20 protein-coding genes and 1 pseudogene are annotated in these 18,981 nt (G+C 31.5%); 13 read left to right on the top strand and 8 right to left on the bottom strand.

Translation table 11 applies throughout. The annotated features are described in order from the left end of the window. Positions 1-21: 21 nt before the first annotated feature. The 7 genes from L3X39_RS08785 to L3X39_RS08755 all read left to right on the top strand — a co-directional run bounded on the left by L3X39_RS08785 (position 22) and on the right by L3X39_RS08755 (position 3,626). Positions 22-801 (top strand): tRNA pseudouridine synthase A, encoded by a 780-nt coding sequence (locus L3X39_RS08785; RefSeq protein ID WP_262910972.1) that lies wholly within the window; start codon positions 22-24, stop codon positions 799-801. Between the two features lie 166 nt (positions 802-967). Next, positions 968-1,477 carry a Dps family protein gene (locus L3X39_RS08780; protein WP_237231411.1) on the top strand — a complete coding sequence of 170 codons (510 nt, stop codon included), beginning with the start codon at positions 968-970 and terminating at the stop codon, positions 1,475-1,477. Positions 1,478-1,698: 221 nt separating this feature from the next. After that, positions 1,699-1,860 (top strand): DUF1328 domain-containing protein, encoded by a 162-nt coding sequence (locus tag L3X39_RS08775; protein WP_237231410.1) that lies wholly within the window; start codon positions 1,699-1,701, stop codon positions 1,858-1,860. A 29-nt stretch (positions 1,861-1,889) separates the two neighbouring features. Continuing rightward, positions 1,890-2,054: a hypothetical protein gene (locus L3X39_RS08770; protein ID WP_237231409.1), complete on the top strand. Its 165-nt coding sequence runs from the start codon at positions 1,890-1,892 to the stop codon at positions 2,052-2,054. A 21-nt stretch (positions 2,055-2,075) separates the two neighbouring features. Further along, entirely contained in the window at positions 2,076-2,300 is a 225-nt protein-coding gene (locus L3X39_RS08765) for a hypothetical protein (protein WP_237231408.1), read from the top strand. Between the two features lie 10 nt (positions 2,301-2,310). Continuing rightward, a complete protein-coding gene (locus tag L3X39_RS08760; RefSeq protein ID WP_237231407.1) occupies positions 2,311-2,874 on the top strand; it encodes a hypothetical protein in 564 nt (187 codons plus the stop codon). A 74-nt stretch (positions 2,875-2,948) separates the two neighbouring features. Further along, the gene (locus tag L3X39_RS08755) at positions 2,949-3,626 is read left to right on the top strand and encodes a DUF2461 domain-containing protein (RefSeq protein WP_237231406.1); all 678 of its coding nucleotides are present in this window, start codon (positions 2,949-2,951) and stop codon (positions 3,624-3,626) included. 1 nt (position 3,627) lies between these two features. Here the strand turns inward: L3X39_RS08755 and L3X39_RS08750 are convergent, their stop codons facing one another. Then, a complete protein-coding gene (locus tag L3X39_RS08750; protein WP_237231405.1) occupies positions 3,628-4,044 on the bottom strand; it encodes a glyoxalase in 417 nt (138 codons plus the stop codon). A 119-nt stretch (positions 4,045-4,163) separates the two neighbouring features. Here L3X39_RS08750 and L3X39_RS08745 point away from each other — a divergent pair. After that, positions 4,164-5,057: pseudogene (locus L3X39_RS08745) on the top strand (DUF72 domain-containing protein). A gap of 2 nt (positions 5,058-5,059) precedes the next feature. Here the strand turns inward: L3X39_RS08745 and L3X39_RS08740 are convergent. Further along, positions 5,060-5,671: a dioxygenase family protein gene (locus L3X39_RS08740; RefSeq protein ID WP_237231404.1), complete on the bottom strand. Its 612-nt coding sequence runs from the start codon at positions 5,669-5,671 to the stop codon at positions 5,060-5,062. Positions 5,672-6,048: 377 nt separating this feature from the next. Between L3X39_RS08740 and leuC the strand changes: the two genes are divergently transcribed. The 5 genes from leuC to L3X39_RS08715 all read left to right on the top strand — a co-directional run bounded on the left by leuC (position 6,049) and on the right by L3X39_RS08715 (position 12,376). Further along, complete coding sequence (gene leuC / locus L3X39_RS08735) at positions 6,049-7,443, top strand: 3-isopropylmalate dehydratase large subunit (protein ID WP_237231403.1); 1,395 nt, start codon at positions 6,049-6,051, stop codon at positions 7,441-7,443. A 52-nt stretch (positions 7,444-7,495) separates the two neighbouring features. Next, positions 7,496-8,092, top strand: a complete 597-nt coding sequence (gene leuD, locus L3X39_RS08730; RefSeq protein WP_237231402.1) for a 3-isopropylmalate dehydratase small subunit — start codon at positions 7,496-7,498, stop codon at positions 8,090-8,092. After that, a complete protein-coding gene (locus L3X39_RS08725; protein WP_237231401.1) occupies positions 8,093-9,616 on the top strand; it encodes a hydroxymethylglutaryl-CoA lyase-like TIM-barrel protein in 1,524 nt (507 codons plus the stop codon). Between the two features lie 6 nt (positions 9,617-9,622). Then, positions 9,623-10,681: a 3-isopropylmalate dehydrogenase gene (gene leuB, locus L3X39_RS08720; protein WP_237231400.1), complete on the top strand. Its 1,059-nt coding sequence runs from the start codon at positions 9,623-9,625 to the stop codon at positions 10,679-10,681. 138 nt (positions 10,682-10,819) lie between these two features. Beyond that, positions 10,820-12,376: an alkaline phosphatase PhoX gene (locus L3X39_RS08715; protein ID WP_237231399.1), complete on the top strand. Its 1,557-nt coding sequence runs from the start codon at positions 10,820-10,822 to the stop codon at positions 12,374-12,376. Here the strand turns inward: L3X39_RS08715 and L3X39_RS08710 are convergent. The 6 genes from L3X39_RS08710 to L3X39_RS08685 all read right to left on the bottom strand — a co-directional run bounded on the left by L3X39_RS08710 (position 12,366) and on the right by L3X39_RS08685 (position 18,825). Continuing rightward, on the bottom strand, positions 12,366-13,625 hold the full coding sequence (locus tag L3X39_RS08710; RefSeq protein ID WP_237231398.1) for a mechanosensitive ion channel family protein: 1,260 nt from the start codon (positions 13,623-13,625) through the stop codon (positions 12,366-12,368). The genes L3X39_RS08715 and L3X39_RS08710 overlap by 11 nt on opposite strands. Further along, entirely contained in the window at positions 13,626-13,919 is a 294-nt protein-coding gene (locus L3X39_RS08705) for a DUF3817 domain-containing protein (protein ID WP_237231397.1), read from the bottom strand. 71 nt (positions 13,920-13,990) lie between these two features. After that, positions 13,991-14,605: a YqaA family protein gene (locus L3X39_RS08700; protein ID WP_237231396.1), complete on the bottom strand. Its 615-nt coding sequence runs from the start codon at positions 14,603-14,605 to the stop codon at positions 13,991-13,993. Between the two features lie 477 nt (positions 14,606-15,082). Then, on the bottom strand, positions 15,083-16,732 hold the full coding sequence (locus tag L3X39_RS08695; RefSeq protein ID WP_237231395.1) for a DNA cytosine methyltransferase: 1,650 nt from the start codon (positions 16,730-16,732) through the stop codon (positions 15,083-15,085). A 3-nt stretch (positions 16,733-16,735) separates the two neighbouring features. Next, entirely contained in the window at positions 16,736-17,581 is an 846-nt protein-coding gene (locus tag L3X39_RS08690) for an esterase/lipase family protein (protein WP_237231394.1), read from the bottom strand. Beyond that, on the bottom strand, positions 17,581-18,825 hold the full coding sequence (locus L3X39_RS08685) for a hypothetical protein (RefSeq protein ID WP_237231393.1): 1,245 nt from the start codon (positions 18,823-18,825) through the stop codon (positions 17,581-17,583). The genes L3X39_RS08690 and L3X39_RS08685 overlap by 1 nt, the downstream gene beginning before the upstream one ends. Positions 18,826-18,981 lie beyond the last annotated feature (156 nt).

Genomic DNA, 18,981 nt, shown 5'->3' with positions numbered 1-18,981 from the left:
TTTCAACCCTCTTTAAAAATTATGGCCAAAAAATATTTTTACCTTATAACTATTCAATATTTGGGGTATCGTTTTCACGGTTGGCAAAAACAACCCGACGTAAAAACCTTGCACTTAATGGTGGATAGAACTTTAAATTTTATTTTAGAATGCAAGCCCTTTAAAAGTTTAAGTTCTGGTAGAACAGATGCTATGGTGTCGGCAGAAAGTGCAGCAATCGAGTTGTTTTTGTCTGAACCCATTGAAGACGAAAATGCCTTTTTAGAATTGTTTAATTACAACTTACCTCAAGATATCAGAGCCTTAAGCATCAAAGAAGTTGATAAAAAATTCAATATAATAAACCATTCAAAACTAAAAGAGTACAATTACCTTTTTACATTTGGTGAAAAATGCCATCCCTTTTGCGCACCAATCATGACAACCATACTTGATAATCTCGATATTGATTTAATGATTCAAGGCGCAAAACTTTTTCAGGGTGAACATTATTTTAAATCGTATTGCTACAAACCATCCAATAATGGCGTTTATAACAGAGAAATAATGCTTTCCGAAATTATTGAAAACACCATTTATACCGCAAATTACTTTCCTGAAAAATCATACATTTTTAGAGTAAAAGGTAAAGGATTTATGCGCAACCAAATACGATTAATGATGGGTACATTAATAGATTTAGGTAAAGGTAAATTATCCCTTTTAGATATTGAAAACAGCCTGAAAAATGACAGTAATATTAAAATGGATTATATCGCCCCAGCATCAGGATTAATTCTCAGGAAAATAGATTTCATATAAAAACACTTACAGTATTTGTTCCTAATTTTTTTAACATATTAAGTTTTATTTAACATAAATTATGTTAAATAAAACTTAATAGAGTTAAAGCTTGTTAAATCACTTGACAAATCTAATATTCATCATAGTTTATATGTAGTAGAACAATAAAAAACAGATAAAAATTATGAGCTATTTGAATATGAAGGATGAAGAATTACTAACAGTTGTAGTAGAACTAAATGTATTATTAGCTGATTACCACATTTATTATCAGAAACTTAGGAGCAACCATTGGAACATTCTGGGTAAAAACTTTTTTGAACTGCACGTTAAATTTGAAGAGTTATACAATGATGCTCAAATAAAAATTGATGAAATTGCTGAGCGCATTTTAACTTTACGTTACCATCCAATGAGCAAGTATAGTGATTACTTAAAAGTATCATCAATTAATGAAGCAGCTCCATTACAAACTGATATTGATATGGTCACCGAAACTTTAAACGACCACAAGCTTTTGCTCAAACAAATGTCAAAAGTTATAGAAACTGCTACAAAAATTGGTGATGAAGGCACTATAGACTTAATTGGTGCTTATATAAGAGAACTTGAAAAATCAAGTTGGATGCTTGATGCTTGGAGTAAAAGCACAAAAGATTCGTTAAAATCAAGGGTCGTTGAAGTAGATTCTTAAAAAATAAATTCAAAAAAATCACGCTTTTTCTTTCTTAAAGAATTTAACATTTACACAAAAAATATCATAAATAATGTTAAACAAAAGTCTGCCCTTAATGGCAAAAGCGTATTTAAAACAAACACGTGTTTCAAATTGAAATGAGGTGTATTCTCTAAAAATTAGAGTAGGACCATGTTTTAGACATTGTCTATTAAATCCAAACTTAAAAAAATTAAATTATGTTACGTTGGACAATCACATTTGTAATAATCGCAATAATTGCTGGAGTTTTAGGCTTCGGAGGAATAGCAGGAGCATCTGCTGGAATAGCAAAAATATGTTTCTTCATATTCCTAGTATTATTCATATTATCCTTGCTAAGGGGAGTAATGAAAAAATAAAACTTATATAAACCATTAAAATTAAAATCATGAAAAAAATCATATTAGCATTAACATTATTATTCACTTTATCAATTGCATCAACAAGTTGCAGAGACGAAAAAAGTGCAGGTGAGAAAATTGAAGACGGCGTTGAAGAAGTTGGAGAAGGACTAGAAGATGCCGCAGATGATATTGAAGATGAAATAGATTAATAACCAAAAAAACTAGAAATAATGAAAAAATTAATATTAGCAATCGTATTTATATTAACAACCGCTATGGTGTTTACTGGATGCAGAGATCAAAAAACTGCCGATGAAAAAATTGAAGCAGCAATTGAAGAAGTAGGAGATGACATTGAAAATGCATCTGACGATGTACAAGATGCCATAGAAGATGTTAAAGATGAAATAAACGAAGTTAAAGAAGAATCCAAAAAAAAGAAAGATAACTCTTAAAATTAAAAAGATGAAAAATATAATATATGTATGTGCATTACTATTATGTACAAGTAGTTTAATGGCTCAAGAAAAGCCAAAAGAAACTAAAGAAGAAACAGAAGTAAAAGTTGTAAAAATAAAAGATGGTGACAAAACAACCGAGAAAAAAGTTAAGGTAGTTACCAGAGAAACAGCTTCTGTTAAATTAAATGAGAAAGACAAAAATAAAGTAAATCAAGATCGTGTAAATACCTCTACTAAAGTTGAAAAAATGGTTATGGTAGATAACGATAATGATGAAAATTATGATGTCTTGTCTAAAGAAACTTATTATAAAATTGGTGATAAAAATTATTTATTCAAACCAAGTGACCGAGGATTCGATATTGCTTTTAATAAAGATAAAGCCATGTTTATTCCTGTTGAAAAAGCATTAAATACTAATGCAAACGGACACTATTTAGTTAATGGAGAAAGTTATACTGGTATTGGATATTTTAACAAAGAAGGCAACTTTGTAATTCAATATTATGATAATGAAAAAGATAGTATTGAAACCAAAACCTATGTTTTCGCAGAGACAAATCAATAAAACTAGATAAACAATCATTCAAAAAGTCCTATTAATTTAGGACTTTTTGTATTTTTATAAAAAAGCAATTATCCATGAGTGTTACTGTACCAAAATCTGTTTTTCAATTTTTTAATCAGTTAGAAAAAAACAATAACCGCGATTGGTTTAATGAACATAAACCTGAATTTAAAGCTATTGAAAAAGAGGTTAAAGCTTTTTATAATAAGGTTTTAGAAAATTTGAATAAGCACGATGACATTGATAAACTCAAAATTTTCAGGATTTATAGAGATGTGCGATTTTCAAAAAACAAATTACCTTATAAAACCCATTTTGGAGGATCATTTCATCGAACAAAACCTAAGCTAAGAGGTGGTTACTATCTTCATATTCAACCTAACAATGAAAACTTTATTGCTACTGGTTTTTGGGAACCTGCTCCAGCAGACTTACTTAGAATGCGAAAAGAATTTGAAACAGATGATTCTGAAATACGTGCTATTTTAAAAGACAAAAAATTTAAAAGTGTTTGGGGAGATTTTGTTGGTGATGAAGTAAAAACTGCGCCAAAAGGATTCAGTAAAGATCACAAAGCGATAGATTTAATAAAAAAGAAGCAATATATCTTTATTAAAAAATTTACCGATAAAGAGGTTTTAAGTGATAACTTTATAAGTGAAGTTGACGAAGCATTTAAAGCTGTTCGTCCATATTTCAACTATATGAGTGATGTTTTAACTACTGATTTAAATGGTGTTTCCCTCATTTAATTTAAACAGCCTGTAGTACCTTTGGCTTTTCAAAAAGTAGCATATTACTTAGTAATCGCTCTTTAACAATATTCATCATACGCTTATTTAATGCTGAAGAGTTTTCAATATATAGCAAGTATTCTTCAACTGTAAATTGACCAATAATCATCCCTTTTAATGAATTTCTAAATTTCATGTCTTTTTGGATGGCATTCTCTATGTAGTCAATCCGCTTTTCTAAACTTAAATCATAAAAAACAGATTTATGTTTGGTTATGTAGTTTATAAAAACCTCAATTAATAATTCGTTTTGTAATTTAACTACTGGTCGTAAAACCAAATTCTGAAAACGCTCGTCTCTACTCATATCATCATTAATCGTTACGGTTTCAATGTCAGGTCTGATGCTCTTTAGATTGAAGTCTCTGGTGTTCATGTTTTGGAGTTTGGATTAAAAATATATATTATTAAACCTTATATGAATCTTTCAAGCTATAATTATTAACCACCTTATTAACAATAAAGATTTTTCTATCTTTAAATAAAATTATTTAAATGAAATTTGGAAGCGTAGAAAACCCTGTAAATATTGATTTTACTTTACCAAAAGACCATCCTGATACAAAGCTTGTGCTTAATAAAACAAAGGATGATAATATACCTGAAATTTACGTAGGATGCGCCAAATGGAATAAAGCAGACCTTAAGGGGTTTTATCCAAGAGGCACAAAAGATGAGCTGATTTATTATTCAAACCAGTTTAACTCAATTGAATTAAATGCCACATTTTATAGAATATTTTCTCCAGAGCAGTTTTCAACATGGTATGACAAAACCCCTGAAGGATTTAAATTTTTTCCGAAATTAAATCAAGAAATAAGCCATTGGAAGCGTTTAAATTAGACGCAACAAGTGGTTGATAACTATTTGTACAATGCATCAAATTTAAAAGAAAAGTTAGGGACCATATTTTTGCAAATGCATAACAATTTTGCTCCAAAAGATTTTGATAGAGTATTGGATTTTGTTGAAAGTTGGCCTAAAGAAATTCCGTTAGCTATTGAATTTAGACATACCAATTGGTATAATGATTTAGCAGTTTCAAAAGATTTATATGCGTTATTAGAAGAACATAATATATCTAATGTTGTTGTAGATACTGCTGGGAGAAGAGATTTAATGCACATGCGATTAACCAATGCAACGGCATTTGTTCGTTATGTTGGTGCTAATCATAAAAGCGACTATACGCGTCTTGACGATTGGGTATAGCGCTTAAAAACATGGAAAAATCAAGGAATAAAAGAAATCGATTTTTTTATTCATCAAAATATTGAAAAAGAATCGCCTTTGCTTTCTGCCTATTTTATTCAAAAATTAAATGATGAGCTAGGAAGTAATTTAATAATCCCAAAAATGGGAAATGATAAAGTAGAAACACTTTTTTAAATTTAGTAGTTAGGTATATTTAAACCTAAAATAATGTTTCTTTTTGCTTCTTTTAGTTCGCCTGTCCTTTTTAACGCAATAACACCTGAGCCACCTCTTGGGCGTGCTCTTACTTTTATGTTTTTTGTTAAGTAAGGGTCGTCATTAAAATAGAAATCCTCAACATAATACTCGGTTTTATCAGGTTCTTTTACTGTAATATGTATGTGTTGTGGCACGTTTGAATTTGGGTAAGATGCTGGTCTTGTTGTATAAAATGCATAAGTTCCGTTTTCACTGGTTTTTAACCAAGTGCGTAAATATCCATGACGCCTTTCCCAACCGTTAGAGTTTGCATTAGTTGGGTATTTACCTTTATTATCAGTGTGATAAATGTATAAAATAACATTTTTAGCTGGTGTTTTTCCATCCAATTGATAAACTACACCACTAACTTTAATTTTATTTCCTAATGTGTTAAATCCTGTGATGGTATCAACATGCTTTAATATTTTATCGCCATATTCATAAACAGCTTCGCAGCCTTCACATGGTCCTCCAACGATCTTGTTTTGAGATTCAATACAAGAAGAAAATATAGCAAAAGCAAAGAGTGTAAAATAGAGTTTATACATAATATTATAAGTTATGATACTAAAAATAGAACATCGATTTCACAAAGTTTGTATGTTTAAGAAAAGTTTAGAAAAAGATTAACAACACTTTATGCTTTTGAGACCCTGAAACGAGTTAAGTGTGACGGCCATATATATGATTGATAAATGACAAACCAAAACACATCTAGAATGAAATATAGAGTACTTTTTTTGTTTTAAATATTTCAAACAAATTTACCGTTCTATTGAATAAAATTCATTAAATATTATATCTATTGGCAATTTTATAAAAATACAATAACAAAGTCGCTTATAGTTTTAAATAACTTCAATATAGCATAACTTTGTTATCCTTTTTAGCATTAAATAAGTTATTATAAAAAATCAAGATATTTATGAGTAGTACATTGTTTGACAAAGTGTGGGACTCCCATGTAGTTAGAAAAATTGAAGGTGGACCTGATGTTTTTTTTATTGATCGTCACTTTATACATGAAGTTACAAGTCCTGTAGCATTTTTAGGTCTAAAGTCTAGAGGTTTAAAAGTGTTATATCCAGAGCGTACTTTTGCGACTGCAGATCATAATACACCAACAATCAATCAGCATTTACCGGTTGAAGATCCTTTATCTGCAAAACAATTAAAAGCTTTAGAAGACAACTCAAATGAATATGGCATTAGCCATTGGGGATTAGGTCATCAAAAAAATGGTATTGTTCACGTAGTGGGTCCAGAAAACGGTATTACATTCCCTGGAGCTACCATCGTTTGTGGTGATTCACACACATCAACACATGGCGCTTTTGGTTGTATTGCCTTCGGAATTGGTACTTCTGAAGTTGAGATGGTTCTTTCTACACAGTGTATTATGCAACCTAAACCTAAAAAAATGCGCATTAATGTGAATGGGCAATTAGGCAAAGGTGTTACACCTAAAGATGTAGCACTTTATATTATTTCGCAATTATCAACTTCCGGAGCTACAGGTTATTTTGTAGAATACGCTGGTGATGTGTTTGAAAACATGACTATGGAAGGTCGTATGACTGTTTGTAACTTATCTATCGAGATGGGAGCACGTGGAGGAATGATTGCGCCAGATGAAACAACATTTGCTTATTTAAAAGACAAACCCTTATCGCTTAAAGGTGAAGCATGGGATAAAGCAGTAGCACATTGGAAAACTCTAAAAACTGATGAAGGTGCTAAATTCGATAAAGAATTAACATTCAATGCAAGCGATATTGAACCTATGATTACCTACGGAACCAATCCAGGTATGGGTATTGGTATTTCAAAACAAATCCCGGATGCTGAAGCAGTAGAAGGTGGTGTTGCTACTTACAAAAAGTCATTAGACTACATGGGCTATAACGAAAATGATGCTATGATTGGTAAAAAAATTGACTATGTATTTTTAGGAAGTTGTACCAATGGTAGAATTGAAGACTTTCGTGCCTTCGCTTCTATTGTAAAAGGTAAGAAAAAAGCAGATCATGTAACTGCTTGGTTAGTTCCTGGTTCACATGAAGTTGAAGATAAAATTAAAGAAGAAGGTATTTTAGATATTATTACTGAAGCTGGATTTACATTACGACAACCTGGTTGTTCTGCATGTTTAGCTATGAATGACGACAAAATTCCTGCTGGAAAATACGCGGTAAGCACTTCAAATAGAAACTTTGAAGGGCGCCAAGGTCCTGGTTCCAGAACCTTATTAGCAAGTCCATTAGTGGCAGCAGCAGCAGCAGTTACTGGTGTAGTAACCGATCCAAGAGAATTATTATAATCATTGAATTTCATAAACAAATCAACGATTAAACACAAAATATAATATAAAAATGGCTTACGATAAATTCAATATATTAACAAGTACAGCGGTTCCATTACCTTTAGAAAATGTTGATACCGATCAAATAATTCCTGCACGTTTCTTAAAAGCCACCAAACGTGAAGGTTTTGGTGATAATCTTTTTAGAGACTGGAGATATAATAATGATGGCTCTCCAAAAGAAAGTTTCGTTTTAAATAATCCAATCTACTCTGGAAAAATACTAGTAGGAGGAAAGAACTTCGGTTCAGGTTCTTCACGAGAGCATGCTGCTTGGGCTGTTTACGATTATGGGTTTAGATGTGTTGTTTCAAGTTTCTTTGCCGATATTTTCAGAAACAACTGTTTGAATGTTGGTGTTTTACCAGTTCAGGTTAGTCCTGAATTTTCAGAAAAAATATTCACTGCTATTTATGACGACCCTAATACAGAGATTGAAGTACACCTGCCAAACCAAACAATTACAATAAAATCTACAGGAGCTCAAGAGTCTTTCGAAATCAACAGCTACAAAAAAGAAAATATGCTGAATGGTTTTGATGATATTGATTATCTGCAAAATATAAAAGGTGAAATAGAGTCATTTGCTAACGATTTGTTGTTGTAAATGAGTACTAAGCGGCGCATAGAAATAATGGATACGACATTACGCGATGGTGAACAAACCTCGGGTGTGTCGTTTTCTGCTTCCGAAAAACTAACCATTGCTAAGCTTTTATTAGAAGAATTAAAAGTTGACCGTATCGAAATTGCGTCTGCAAGAGTATCAGAAGGCGAATTTCAAGCAGTAAAAGATATAACCGATTGGGCTAAAGAAAACGGTTATTTAGATAAGGTGGAAGTCCTAACTTTTGTTGACAATGGAGTATCTATCGATTGGATGATTAAAGCAGGAGCCAAAGTGCAGAACTTATTAACAAAAGGTTCATTAAATCATTTAACTTATCAGCTTAAAAAGACTCCAAATCAGCATTTTAATGAAATAAAAAATAATATTGATTTAGCAAAATCAAAAGGTATTGAAACCAATGTTTATTTAGAAGATTGGAGTAATGGTATGCGTAATTCTAAAGATTACGTTTATGAGTATTTAGAGTTTTTAGCTACGCAACCTGTTAAACGCATTATGCTTCCTGATACTTTAGGAGTCCTAACGCCTTCTGAATCTTATACTTTTATTAAAAATATAAAAGATAAATACCCCGCATTACACTTTGATTTTCATGCACATAACGATTATGATTTAGGGGTTTCAAATGCCATGGAAGGTTTAAAAGCTGGTGCTGATGCTTTGCATTTAACTATTAATGGTATGGGAGAACGTGCAGGAAATGCGCCTATGGCTAGTACCATTGCTGTTATTAATGATTTTATGCCTCATATAGAAGTTGGTGTAAATGAAAAAGTGCTTTACACGGTAAGTAAATTGGTAGAAAACTTTTCAGGTATATTAATTCCTGCCAATAAGCCTGTAATTGGTGCCAACGTATTTACGCAAACAGCCGGGATTCATGCGGATGGTGATAATAAAAAGAATCTGTATTTTAGTGATTTAATGCCTGAACGCTTTGGTAGAAAACGTCAATATGCATTAGGAAAAGCTTCAGGAAAAGCTAATATTCAAAAGAATTTACAAGAATTAGGGCTTCAGCTTAATGACGAGGATTTAAAGGCAGTTACACAGCGCATAATTGAATTAGGCGATAAAAAACAAGTGGTTACTAAAGAAGATTTACCGTATATCATTTCTGATGTTTTAGATAGAACTTACGAAGAAAAGGTAAAGGTGAATTCCTATGTATTAACGCATTCCAAAGGATTAAAACCTTCTACCACCGTTTCAATTACAATTTTAAATGACACTTTTGAAGAACATGCTCAGGGTGATGGTCAGTTTGATGCCTTTATGAATGCAATAAGAAGCATCTTCAAAAAGAAAAAATTAGTACTACCAGATTTAATCGATTATGCGGTTAGAATACCTCCTGGTAGTCATTCTGATGCCTTATGTGAAACCATAATCACGTGGAAAAATTCAGAAAAAGAATTTAAAACGCGTGGACTAGATTCCGATCAAACCGTGTCGGCAATTAAGGCCACTGAAAAAATGTTAAATATTATTACAAATTAAATATATATGAAATTTAATATAGCCCTTTTAGCCGGAGACGGAATAGGACCTGAAGTTATTGATCAAGCAGTAAAAGTAAGTGATGCTGTTGCCAAAAAATTTGGCCATGAGATTACCTGGAAACCTGCCTTAACGGGTGCTGCAGCTATTGATGCCGTAGGTGAACCTTATCCCGATGAAACTCATGAAATATGTTTAGCTTCTGATGCTGTGTTGTTTGGCGCTATTGGGCATCCAAGGTTTGATAACGACCCATCGGCTAAAGTACGTCCAGAACAAGGGTTACTAAAGATGCGAAAGAAATTAGGATTATTCGCTAATGTGCGTCCAACATTTACGTTTCCTTCTTTAATAGATAAATCACCATTAAAAAAAGAACGTATTGAAGGCACTGACTTAGTGTTTTTAAGAGAGCTTACTGGTGGCATATATTTTGGAGAAAAGGGGAGAAGAGATGGTGGAGAAACCGCTTATGACAATTGTGTTTACACACGCGAAGAAGTTCAGCGATTAGCAAAAAAAGGATTTGAGTTAGCAATGACACGTTCAAAAAAGCTATGCTGTGTTGATAAAGCCAATGTATTGGAAACATCAAGACTTTGGAGAGAAACTGTTCAGGCAATGGAAAAAGACTATCCTGAAGTTGAAGTAAGTTATGAGTTTGTTGATGCCGTAGCGATGCGATTGGTACAATGGCCAAATAGCTATGATGTTTTAATTACTGAAAACTTATTTGGTGATATTTTAACGGATGAAGCTTCCGTAATATCGGGTTCTATGGGATTAATGCCTTCGGCTTCAATGGGAAGTGATATCGCTTTATTTGAACCTATTCACGGGTCTTACCCTCAAGCTACTGGCTTAAACATAGCAAATCCTTTAGCTACTGTACTTTCAGCGGCTATGATGTTTGAAACTGCATTCAACTTACCTAATGAAGGAAAAGCCATCAGAGATGTAGTAAACAAGTCTTTAGCTGAAGGCATTGTAACTGAAGACTTAGCAGATGGTGGTAAAGCCTATGGAACCAAAGAAGTAGGGGATTGGTTAGCCAAAAACATTTAATATAAAAGTTTAAAACAAAAGAGCCTGCTAAAATTTAGCGGGCATTTTTTTAAGGAGTATACTGATAAAGTTATTAACATCAGAATGCTATGTCAAAATTATTTCATAACTTTCTGATAATCTTTAACTTACCAAACCATGCAATCAAAATTACACTTCAAAACCCTAATCATTTTATTAGGCTTTCACTGCCTAAATGCTCAAAATATTGCTGATTTTACTTCAGTAACTCCGGCTTCACCAATTGACTCATTTGTTATTCCTAGTTCGCATACATTTCAAATGTTAGCTATAGCTGGAGATGTTTTAACTGCTGGCGGAACCTTACCAGATACACCAGATTTTACGGGATATGTTCCTATAGCCAATAGTAGTACTAATGGTTATTTAAGTTTGAATCACGAAAAAGCTCCAGGAGATGTTACGGTTTTTGATTTAAATTTAAACGGAACCACAAATCTTTGGGAAGTTACAGCCTCTCAAGCTATTGATTTTACGGCTTGGGGAGATACTGCTGCCAACTGTTCTGGTACCGTTACATCATGGGGAACTGTAATATCCTGCGAAGAGTTTGCATATATACCTGGAAATCTTATCGATTTTAATTTTGATGGCTATAATGATGTTGGTTGGAATGTAGAAATTGACCCAGCAACAAAAACTGTTATTGGAAAACATTGGGCAATGGGCAATATGGCACATGAAAATGTTGTAATACATTCAAACGATCGTACGGTTTATCAAGGTGCCGACTCTAATCCTGGATATCTATATAAGTTTGTGGCAAATACAGCGCAGGATTTAAGTTCTGGTGATCTATATGTTTTTTCAGGCTCTAAAAGTGGAGTAGGTGCTTGGATACAAATAAATAATACTACACAAGATGATCGAAATAAAACTATCGAGTTAAGTGCAGCAGCAGGAGCTACTGTATTTAATGGTATCGAAGATGTTGAAATAGGGCCAGATGGCATGGTTTATTTTGCTGTAAAAGGAGAAGGGCGAGTTTATCGTTTTTCAGATTCTGATGTTTTAGAAACAACGACATCAACGGTTACCATGGAGACCTATGTAGGAGGGATGAGTTACGATATAAATGATGGAAGTTCTACAACATCAGTAGCTTGGGGTAATGGTAACGACAATTTAGCATTTGATGGACAAGGAAATTTATGGGTTCTTCAAGATAGCGGTAACGCTTATATATGGGTTGTGAAAAATGGGCATACACAAGCAAGTCCTGATGTTGAAATTTTTGGAATTTCTCCAACAGGTTCGGAGCCTACAGGTATTACCTTTACACCCGATTTTAAATACTTATTTTTATCTATTCAACATCCAAGCTCTGGAAATGTAGCAAACCAAACAGATGCAGCTGGTAATGTTATAAATTTTGATGATGGCACAACCTTAGTTTTAGCAAGGAATGAAAATTTAGGCGCTCCTTTGTCTATCAATAACGAAATCAGCAAAGGTTTTAAACTATATCCTAATCCTATAAATGAAACCAAACAACTACATATTACTGGCAAAGACATAAAAAATGTCAGGTTGTATTCCATCTTAGGTGAAGAAATGCTTAATAGTGATTATGACAATGTAAGTGATGTAGATTTAATTATAAAAAATTATAATCCAGGGCTCTACTTACTTAGAATTAATAATCAATTTACATCGAAACTAATTATTGAGTAGTTTTTGATTGCTTAAAACTAGAATGACTTGGCAATTCAAAAATTTCCAAATCAAAATAAGGTAGTGATGCTATAAGGTGATCAAAAATATCAGACATGATATATTCGTAATTTTCCCAACGTTTATCACTACTAAAAGCATAAATTTCCATTGGAATACCTTGTGTTGTTGGTTCTAATTGTCTCGCCATAATCATCATGTCTTTGTTTATAGCAGAATGTTGTTTTAAATAGCTATCAATGTATTTTCTAAACACTCCTATATTAGTTAGGTTCCTTCCGTTTAGAAGCAACTCTTTATTAACGTTATGCTCTTTATTGTACGAAGCAATATCACCTTGTCTAGTTTCTAAATAAGAGGTGAGTAGTTGTATATTTTTAAGCTTGTCAACTTCGGCTTCTGTCAGATATTTTACACCTTCTTGTTCAATAAAAAGGGCTCTTTTAATTCGTCTGCCACCAGAATTCGTCATTCCTCTCCAGTTTTTAAACGAATCAGAAATTAAGGCATATGTAGGAATGGTTGTTATCGTCTTATCAAAGTTTTGAACTTTCACTGTGGCTAGATTTATTTCAATCACATCTCCATCAGCGCCATATTTCTCAAAAGTTATCCAGTCACCAATTCGTACCATATCATTAATGGACACTTGAATACTGGCAACGAATCCTAATATGGTATCTTTAAAAACCAGAATAAGAACTGCAGAAATAGCACCCAACCCTGTGGCAAACTGTATAAATGGAATGCCTGTAATAATAGCTATTGCAGACATAAAACCACCCAACCAAGCAAAAATCATAAACACTTGTATGTAACTATCTATGGGTTTATCTTTAAATGCTGGCAAGCTTTTTAAGTAATCTTTTAAGGTATTTAATAGGCTTCTAACTATCCAAAGCGCTAAAACAATGGCAAATACTATTAATCCCTTTTCAACAAAATTTTCAAATGAAGGAAAGTCAATGAAAACCGTTGGAATAATCTCTATTGCTATTAATAAAGGAATTATATGCGCAATGTTTCTAGGCACTTTATTGGTGATTAAAAGGTCATCAAAACGCGTTTTTGTTTTAATAGCTAATTGTATAAACGTAATTCGTATTAATTTTCTAACCACAAAATCGGTTATGGCAACAATAATTAACAATCCCAGTAACAGTGCCAGCATGTTCAAATACTTAGCCATAACCTCAGATGTACCAACTGATAGTAAATAATCGTATAGTAAATGTTTTAATGAATCCATTTATCGTGTTGTTGATTTAAAATATTTTCTGTCAATATAAAATGTACCAAATGGAATGATAGATGCTAAAAGTACGATGATAAACTGTTTTTTATTCCAATTAACATCATTCCTAATAACAAACGCCAGTGCTACGTAGGCTATAAATAGCATTCCGTGAGGCATACCTAAAAGCTTTACGAAATATGGATTGTCCGCAAAATACTTTATAGGCGTTGCAATAAACAGCAAAAGGATATAAGAAACACCTTCAAAAAAGGCAACAATTCTAAATATATTAACAAAGGAAAACATACTAATTTATTTTTGTGCAAAAGTAGAACACAAAACCATAAAAACAGTAGCTTTTAAGACTTTTTTAAAATTTATAAAACATTGAAAATAATAAGTCCGTAGATTAAAAAACGAACAAATCTTAAGGAGCCGTAAACCATTACGTTTCTAAAAGGAAATTCTATAATCCCTGCGGCAATACAAGCTATAGAAAAGGGCAGTGGCAATACTGCACCAACCATAATTAAAAAACCACCCCATTTTTTTGAGTTTTTAAGTTGCTTTTCCATCTTGGTTTCTAAATAATTATGAACCGAAGGCATTTTAGTAATAGAGCGTCCCATCCAATAAGATAATAAGCCGCCACTGTACGATAAAATTGCTAAAAGCGTTAAATATAACCAAGGCGCATACATTTTTCCTGCCCAAGCAATAAAAATTTCCGGTGGAATTAATCCTAAAAGCGTTTCAGAAACAAAAAAGAAGCTTAAAACACCATAAGCTGGTAAAATTTCAGTAAAACGAATTAAAGCCGCATTAATATCAAAAAAATGATTGACTGTATAAATAAGAACAACCGCAATAACAATGTAAGGAAGTGCTTTTATTATGGCATTCCAAACAAACTTATAAAAGCCAGTATAATTATAATACTGATGTAGAAGCTGTAAACGCGACTTGTTAGTTTTATTTGGTTTTGGTTTCATTTTATTCACACGTAGCAATAAAAGCGGAGCAAATATAAGACTAGAAATTTTATTTATGAGTTAGGAGAGTGTTAAAATATTCTATTTTACATAATATTAATTATAGTACATTTTACAACAATTAGCGAAATAGCGCTTTTGGGCGATATTTGACATAATTATAGATATAATGACACGCAGTGTTTTATATCGTTAATAATTATGTACAAGCTAATTGTGGTTTATAATGAAAAAACAATAATTTATTTTTTTCATATTCTATACAAAGCTCAAGAAAAAATCCTATATGCGATTCTCAGCGATTCTTATCGAAACGTACTTTTTATTAAAGTGTTATATCCAAATCCAATCATCCACTGGATAATTGCATTTGAATAGCCTAAAATATGAATGCTTTATTTCCCAGCCGCATCATCTGGCAGATTTAAATAATTGATGTATTAATCAATTATTTAAACTCCAGTTTTGACCAAAATATTACGAGGTCACAAGTTTAAAATTAGATTTTTTATTTTCAATTTTAACCTTAGGAATACTTTCTAATATTTTTGACAGAATGTAATAACCAATTAATGTTGGTCTTGGTATAGATTGATTAATAAAATCGACATTAATTAAATTTAATGGATCATGAAAACGGTACTCTTTTACTAAATGATTTTTTATGATAACTAACAATTCATCTGGTCCAATGATATTATTATCTTTCCGATAATTTGAAGTATTACAATATGCTTTTTGTAAATTTTCATGAGAAACTACTTTAGTTAAAGTAGAATTAATAAATAAGTCAGCCTTATTCTTGTCGTCATCATTTAACATAATTAAATTGAAATCTGGAGTAAACACCTTCATTCTTTTACCTTGACTGTAATGTATTTCAGTATTCCATTGATAAGACTCGTTTTTAAAATCGGAATAATGATTAGTAAGTTCTACTCTAAAGACTTTATGAATAAAATAAGGAATATGATACTTATATTTTGAATTTAGCCTCTTAACTTTCTCAGTGTTAATAGGAATATCTTCTGTTATGTTAATAAGCTCTATTTTATTTGAATGCTTTAATTTAATATATTTATTTAAAACATCTCTTCTTTCTTTCTTTAAGATAGCTTTTGCTAAAGCAAAAGACATTTTTGGAGGAACTGCATTTCCAACTAATTTATATTTTGACAATACTGAACTACCATAAAACTGATAGTCAATAGGAAAACTCATGAGAGTAGCTACTTCTCTAATAGTTGGAGCTCTAAAGCCATTTGTATTATATTTTAAAATAAAAGATTCCCTCGCAGAAAAAGACATTGTTGCCATAATTGTACGAGATGGCTTATCTAAATTTTCAGGTATTGACATTTTACCCATATAACCTTTATCTTGCTTCAATTGTTTTGCCTTCTTCCATTCAAAATCAGCTAATGGATGAAAATAATGGTGATCTGTTAACTTATTCCCTTTGGTGCTAAAATTATAATTAGGATCTGTAATTCTTTTATTTAATTTAGTTTTAGGTACACCGAGAGCCTTAAGAATTTTTTTTAAAGGTATAACTTCAGACTCTCTTAAAAAAACCTTTTCAGGTTCTGGAAAATCACCACAAAAATATCTTTTTCTATTTGAAGGTACTCCATAATATTTCATTTGGTAAACACCAGAATTAACATTTTTGACCTTCAAAGACCACTTACCCTTTAGTTTTAGGCTACTAGGTTTATACTCAGTTTTTATATGAGATTCAACTTTTGGAACATTTTCTAGAATCCAATATTTTAAAATTGAATTCTTTTTATATTTCTTTCTAGCTATAATTCTTAAATAAGCCTCAATTAATTCAATACCTTTCGACTTATCACCTTTACCAGACTTATTAGAATTAGAAAAATCCGTACACGGAGGTGATCCTATAATAATTTCAGAATCTGGAACTGTAGCTTCAAAATCTTCATCTGATAATTTTGATATTTTTATGACATCCATTTTTATAGCATTGCAACCAGGATGGTTACCATTATGCGTATCCACAGCAGGTTGCCATATATCATATGCCGCTATAACTTTAATCCCAGCTTGTCTAAATCCTTCAGAAAAACCACCTCCACCACAAAAAAAATCTACTGCTGTCATTATTTATAAAATTTCATCATAATAATTATCCTCTTCCAACATTTCTTGTTCTTCATAGTTTCGTTTAAACTCTTTTAAATAATTGTAAAAAGGGATAAATGCTCTATCCTTTTTATTTTTTGGTCTTATGATATTAAAATGATTTTTACTAGAAACTAATTTTACATTCTTGTTAGTACTATCTCTCATTGAAGCACTTTTTTTATCAACTACCCAATCATAGCCACCAAATATTCTAAAAAAATCAATTTTTGTATTTAATCCTAGTTTGTTCCAATCAGAATTTAAATCTTCTAAAAATTCGGAATTGGTTCTGCACATATCAACTATTTGCTTAGAATTACCGCTTCCCCATATGTAATGCAAAGGTGTAAAGATTGGCTTTAATAATAGTTTATAAAAAGTTGCCAATTTTGAACCATAGTGTGGTGTCGCATAAGTAAATAGGCATTTTACTTTACCTGTTGTCTTTGTATTTATTAATGTATTAACTAAATATTGTCTGGCAATTAAACCACCCATACTATGAGCTACTAAAATAACTCGTTTATGTTGTTTACATATTTCATCAATTGTATTACCTAGATGATTTGATAATTCAATTACTTGTGGACCTCCTTTTAAACCACTATAAATACTTCTTACTATTGGTACTTTTTTTAGTAATCCCATTTCAACAGTATAGCATTCGTATTCTAAATCATAGCAATCATCAACATCCCAATTTTTATGTAAACAATTTGAGAATTTATTCCAAGTTTTTTCATTGCCATTTAATCCATGAATAAAAACAATAGCATTTTCAACTGGTGGTTTACCAATTTGTTCAGGCAATTTTAATTCTCCCATTATTTAATCTTATGAATTATAGCTTCAATCTCGCCAATCAAGAGATTAATTTCATTATCACGAATATGGTTTAATTTTTCTAAATCTATTCTAGATAAGGAGTTTCTTGCTCTTTGTAGTAATCTAAGAGGAGCATAATCTGCAATAAAATCATCAATTACACCTGAATAGTATAAGAATATTTCGTTCAATGGTGCTTCTACTTGTTCTTTCCAATTATCTTCAACTTGCTTTATTAAACTCTCGTTTGTTTCTTCAGGATTGTCTTCACGCAATTTTTGCAAGCTAATTTCTTGAACATTATCAATTATATTATCCCGTTCTTGTACAAAACTTGACCAAATATCATGATGGCAAAAAAAGCTTCTTGATAAATTAGGTCTTGCAATTATACGTGCATTCATCACAGGAACACCTAACCTTATGTAGTCAAAATAAATATTTCTTAATTTAGTCACATCTGCATCAGAATACTCCCAATTAACATTGTTATTACCACCAGCATAGTTTCTTATATATTGCACTAAATCAACAAAATGACCCTCTTTTTTATCTAATTTTGTATACACATTAGGAGTTCCAGTATATGTTAAATAATTATCCATCAAATTAAGAATCTCTAACCAAGAATTAATTTTTTTCTCATCTTCAGCCATAATCGAGGATATTTGCTGGATACTGTAATATTCATTAAGCTCCTTGCATCTAATATATTTTTCAATTGGATTATAATCAACTTTGCTATCAACTCCCATTTGATATGAAGTCTCTAACTTGATTATTTCTTGAATATTATCTTGTAACTTATCCTCTAAAATAACAGCCTTAAACTTAGTGTTAGAGTTATTTTTTCTATTAATCATTCTTAGAAGTAAAGACCTTCTATTACCATCTATAACTACACCATCTTCTGTGATTATTCCCGATTCTTGCTGACCAATTTCTTCAATACTCTCTAATGTTTTTTCATTTCTACCTTTGGCTGAATCAAAAAGAAATTGCTCAATAATTGTTGCGTCATCATCGTTGCTAGGATCTAGTGCTCCAAATCTTTCCTCATGAGATCTCGTTCTACTTCTTATTCTGCCATTGACAACATTATAAACTAAATATTCCAATGGGATTAAATAAACAGGATAAGGCTTTATTTCTCCATTGTAATTTATTATTCTAACCTCTTCAGTTTTACTATCTGGATTATTTTTAATTTCTTGAATTGCAATAATTCTATCTGCTTGTGTCATTTGAAGCTATGTAAAAGATTGGTAAATAATTTTCTTAACTGTAATATAAGAAAATCAAATATAATATAAATGTTACATATTACACCATTCCACACACATTCCTACTCTCCTATCGTCGCTGCGTAAAAAGAGTGTTCCATTAACCTTGTAGAAGAA

The sequence above is a fragment of the Flaviramulus multivorans genome, assembly GCF_021728415.1.
In the GTDB taxonomy this organism is placed as follows: domain Bacteria; phylum Bacteroidota; class Bacteroidia; order Flavobacteriales; family Flavobacteriaceae; genus Sabulilitoribacter; species Sabulilitoribacter multivorans.
The sequence above is the reverse complement of the archived record's forward strand: the minus strand, read 5'-3'. Positions and strand labels throughout refer to the sequence as shown.

Bases quoted from the DNA above. Each gene is read 5' to 3' on its own strand.
- leuB (WP_237231400.1), top strand. From the start codon at position 9,623: ATGAAATTTAATATAGCCCTTTTAGCCGGAGACGGAATAGGACCTGAA.
- L3X39_RS08690 (WP_237231394.1), bottom strand. From the start codon at position 17,581: ATGGGAGAATTAAAATTGCCTGAACAAATTGGTAAACCACCAGTTGAA.
- L3X39_RS08715 (WP_237231399.1), top strand. From the start codon at position 10,820: ATGCAATCAAAATTACACTTCAAAACCCTAATCATTTTATTAGGCTTT.
- L3X39_RS08750 (WP_237231405.1), bottom strand. From the start codon at position 4,044: ATGAACACCAGAGACTTCAATCTAAAGAGCATCAGACCTGACATTGAA.
- L3X39_RS08700 (WP_237231396.1), bottom strand. From the start codon at position 14,605: ATGAAACCAAAACCAAATAAAACTAACAAGTCGCGTTTACAGCTTCTA.
- L3X39_RS08705 (WP_237231397.1), bottom strand. From the start codon at position 13,919: ATGTTTTCCTTTGTTAATATATTTAGAATTGTTGCCTTTTTTGAAGGT.
- L3X39_RS08775 (WP_237231410.1), top strand. From the start codon at position 1,699: ATGTTACGTTGGACAATCACATTTGTAATAATCGCAATAATTGCTGGA.
- L3X39_RS08710 (WP_237231398.1), bottom strand. From the start codon at position 13,625: ATGGATTCATTAAAACATTTACTATACGATTATTTACTATCAGTTGGT.
- leuD (WP_237231402.1), top strand. From the start codon at position 7,496: ATGGCTTACGATAAATTCAATATATTAACAAGTACAGCGGTTCCATTA.
- L3X39_RS08770 (WP_237231409.1), top strand. From the start codon at position 1,890: ATGAAAAAAATCATATTAGCATTAACATTATTATTCACTTTATCAATT.
- L3X39_RS08725 (WP_237231401.1), top strand. From the start codon at position 8,093: ATGAGTACTAAGCGGCGCATAGAAATAATGGATACGACATTACGCGAT.
- L3X39_RS08760 (WP_237231407.1), top strand. From the start codon at position 2,311: ATGAAAAATATAATATATGTATGTGCATTACTATTATGTACAAGTAGT.
- L3X39_RS08785 (WP_262910972.1), top strand. From the start codon at position 22: ATGGCCAAAAAATATTTTTACCTTATAACTATTCAATATTTGGGGTAT.
- L3X39_RS08765 (WP_237231408.1), top strand. From the start codon at position 2,076: ATGAAAAAATTAATATTAGCAATCGTATTTATATTAACAACCGCTATG.
- L3X39_RS08695 (WP_237231395.1), bottom strand. From the start codon at position 16,732: ATGACAGCAGTAGATTTTTTTTGTGGTGGAGGTGGTTTTTCTGAAGGA.
- L3X39_RS08755 (WP_237231406.1), top strand. From the start codon at position 2,949: ATGAGTGTTACTGTACCAAAATCTGTTTTTCAATTTTTTAATCAGTTA.
- leuC (WP_237231403.1), top strand. From the start codon at position 6,049: ATGAGTAGTACATTGTTTGACAAAGTGTGGGACTCCCATGTAGTTAGA.
- L3X39_RS08740 (WP_237231404.1), bottom strand. From the start codon at position 5,671: ATGTATAAACTCTATTTTACACTCTTTGCTTTTGCTATATTTTCTTCT.
- L3X39_RS08685 (WP_237231393.1), bottom strand. From the start codon at position 18,825: ATGACACAAGCAGATAGAATTATTGCAATTCAAGAAATTAAAAATAAT.
- L3X39_RS08780 (WP_237231411.1), top strand. From the start codon at position 968: ATGAGCTATTTGAATATGAAGGATGAAGAATTACTAACAGTTGTAGTA.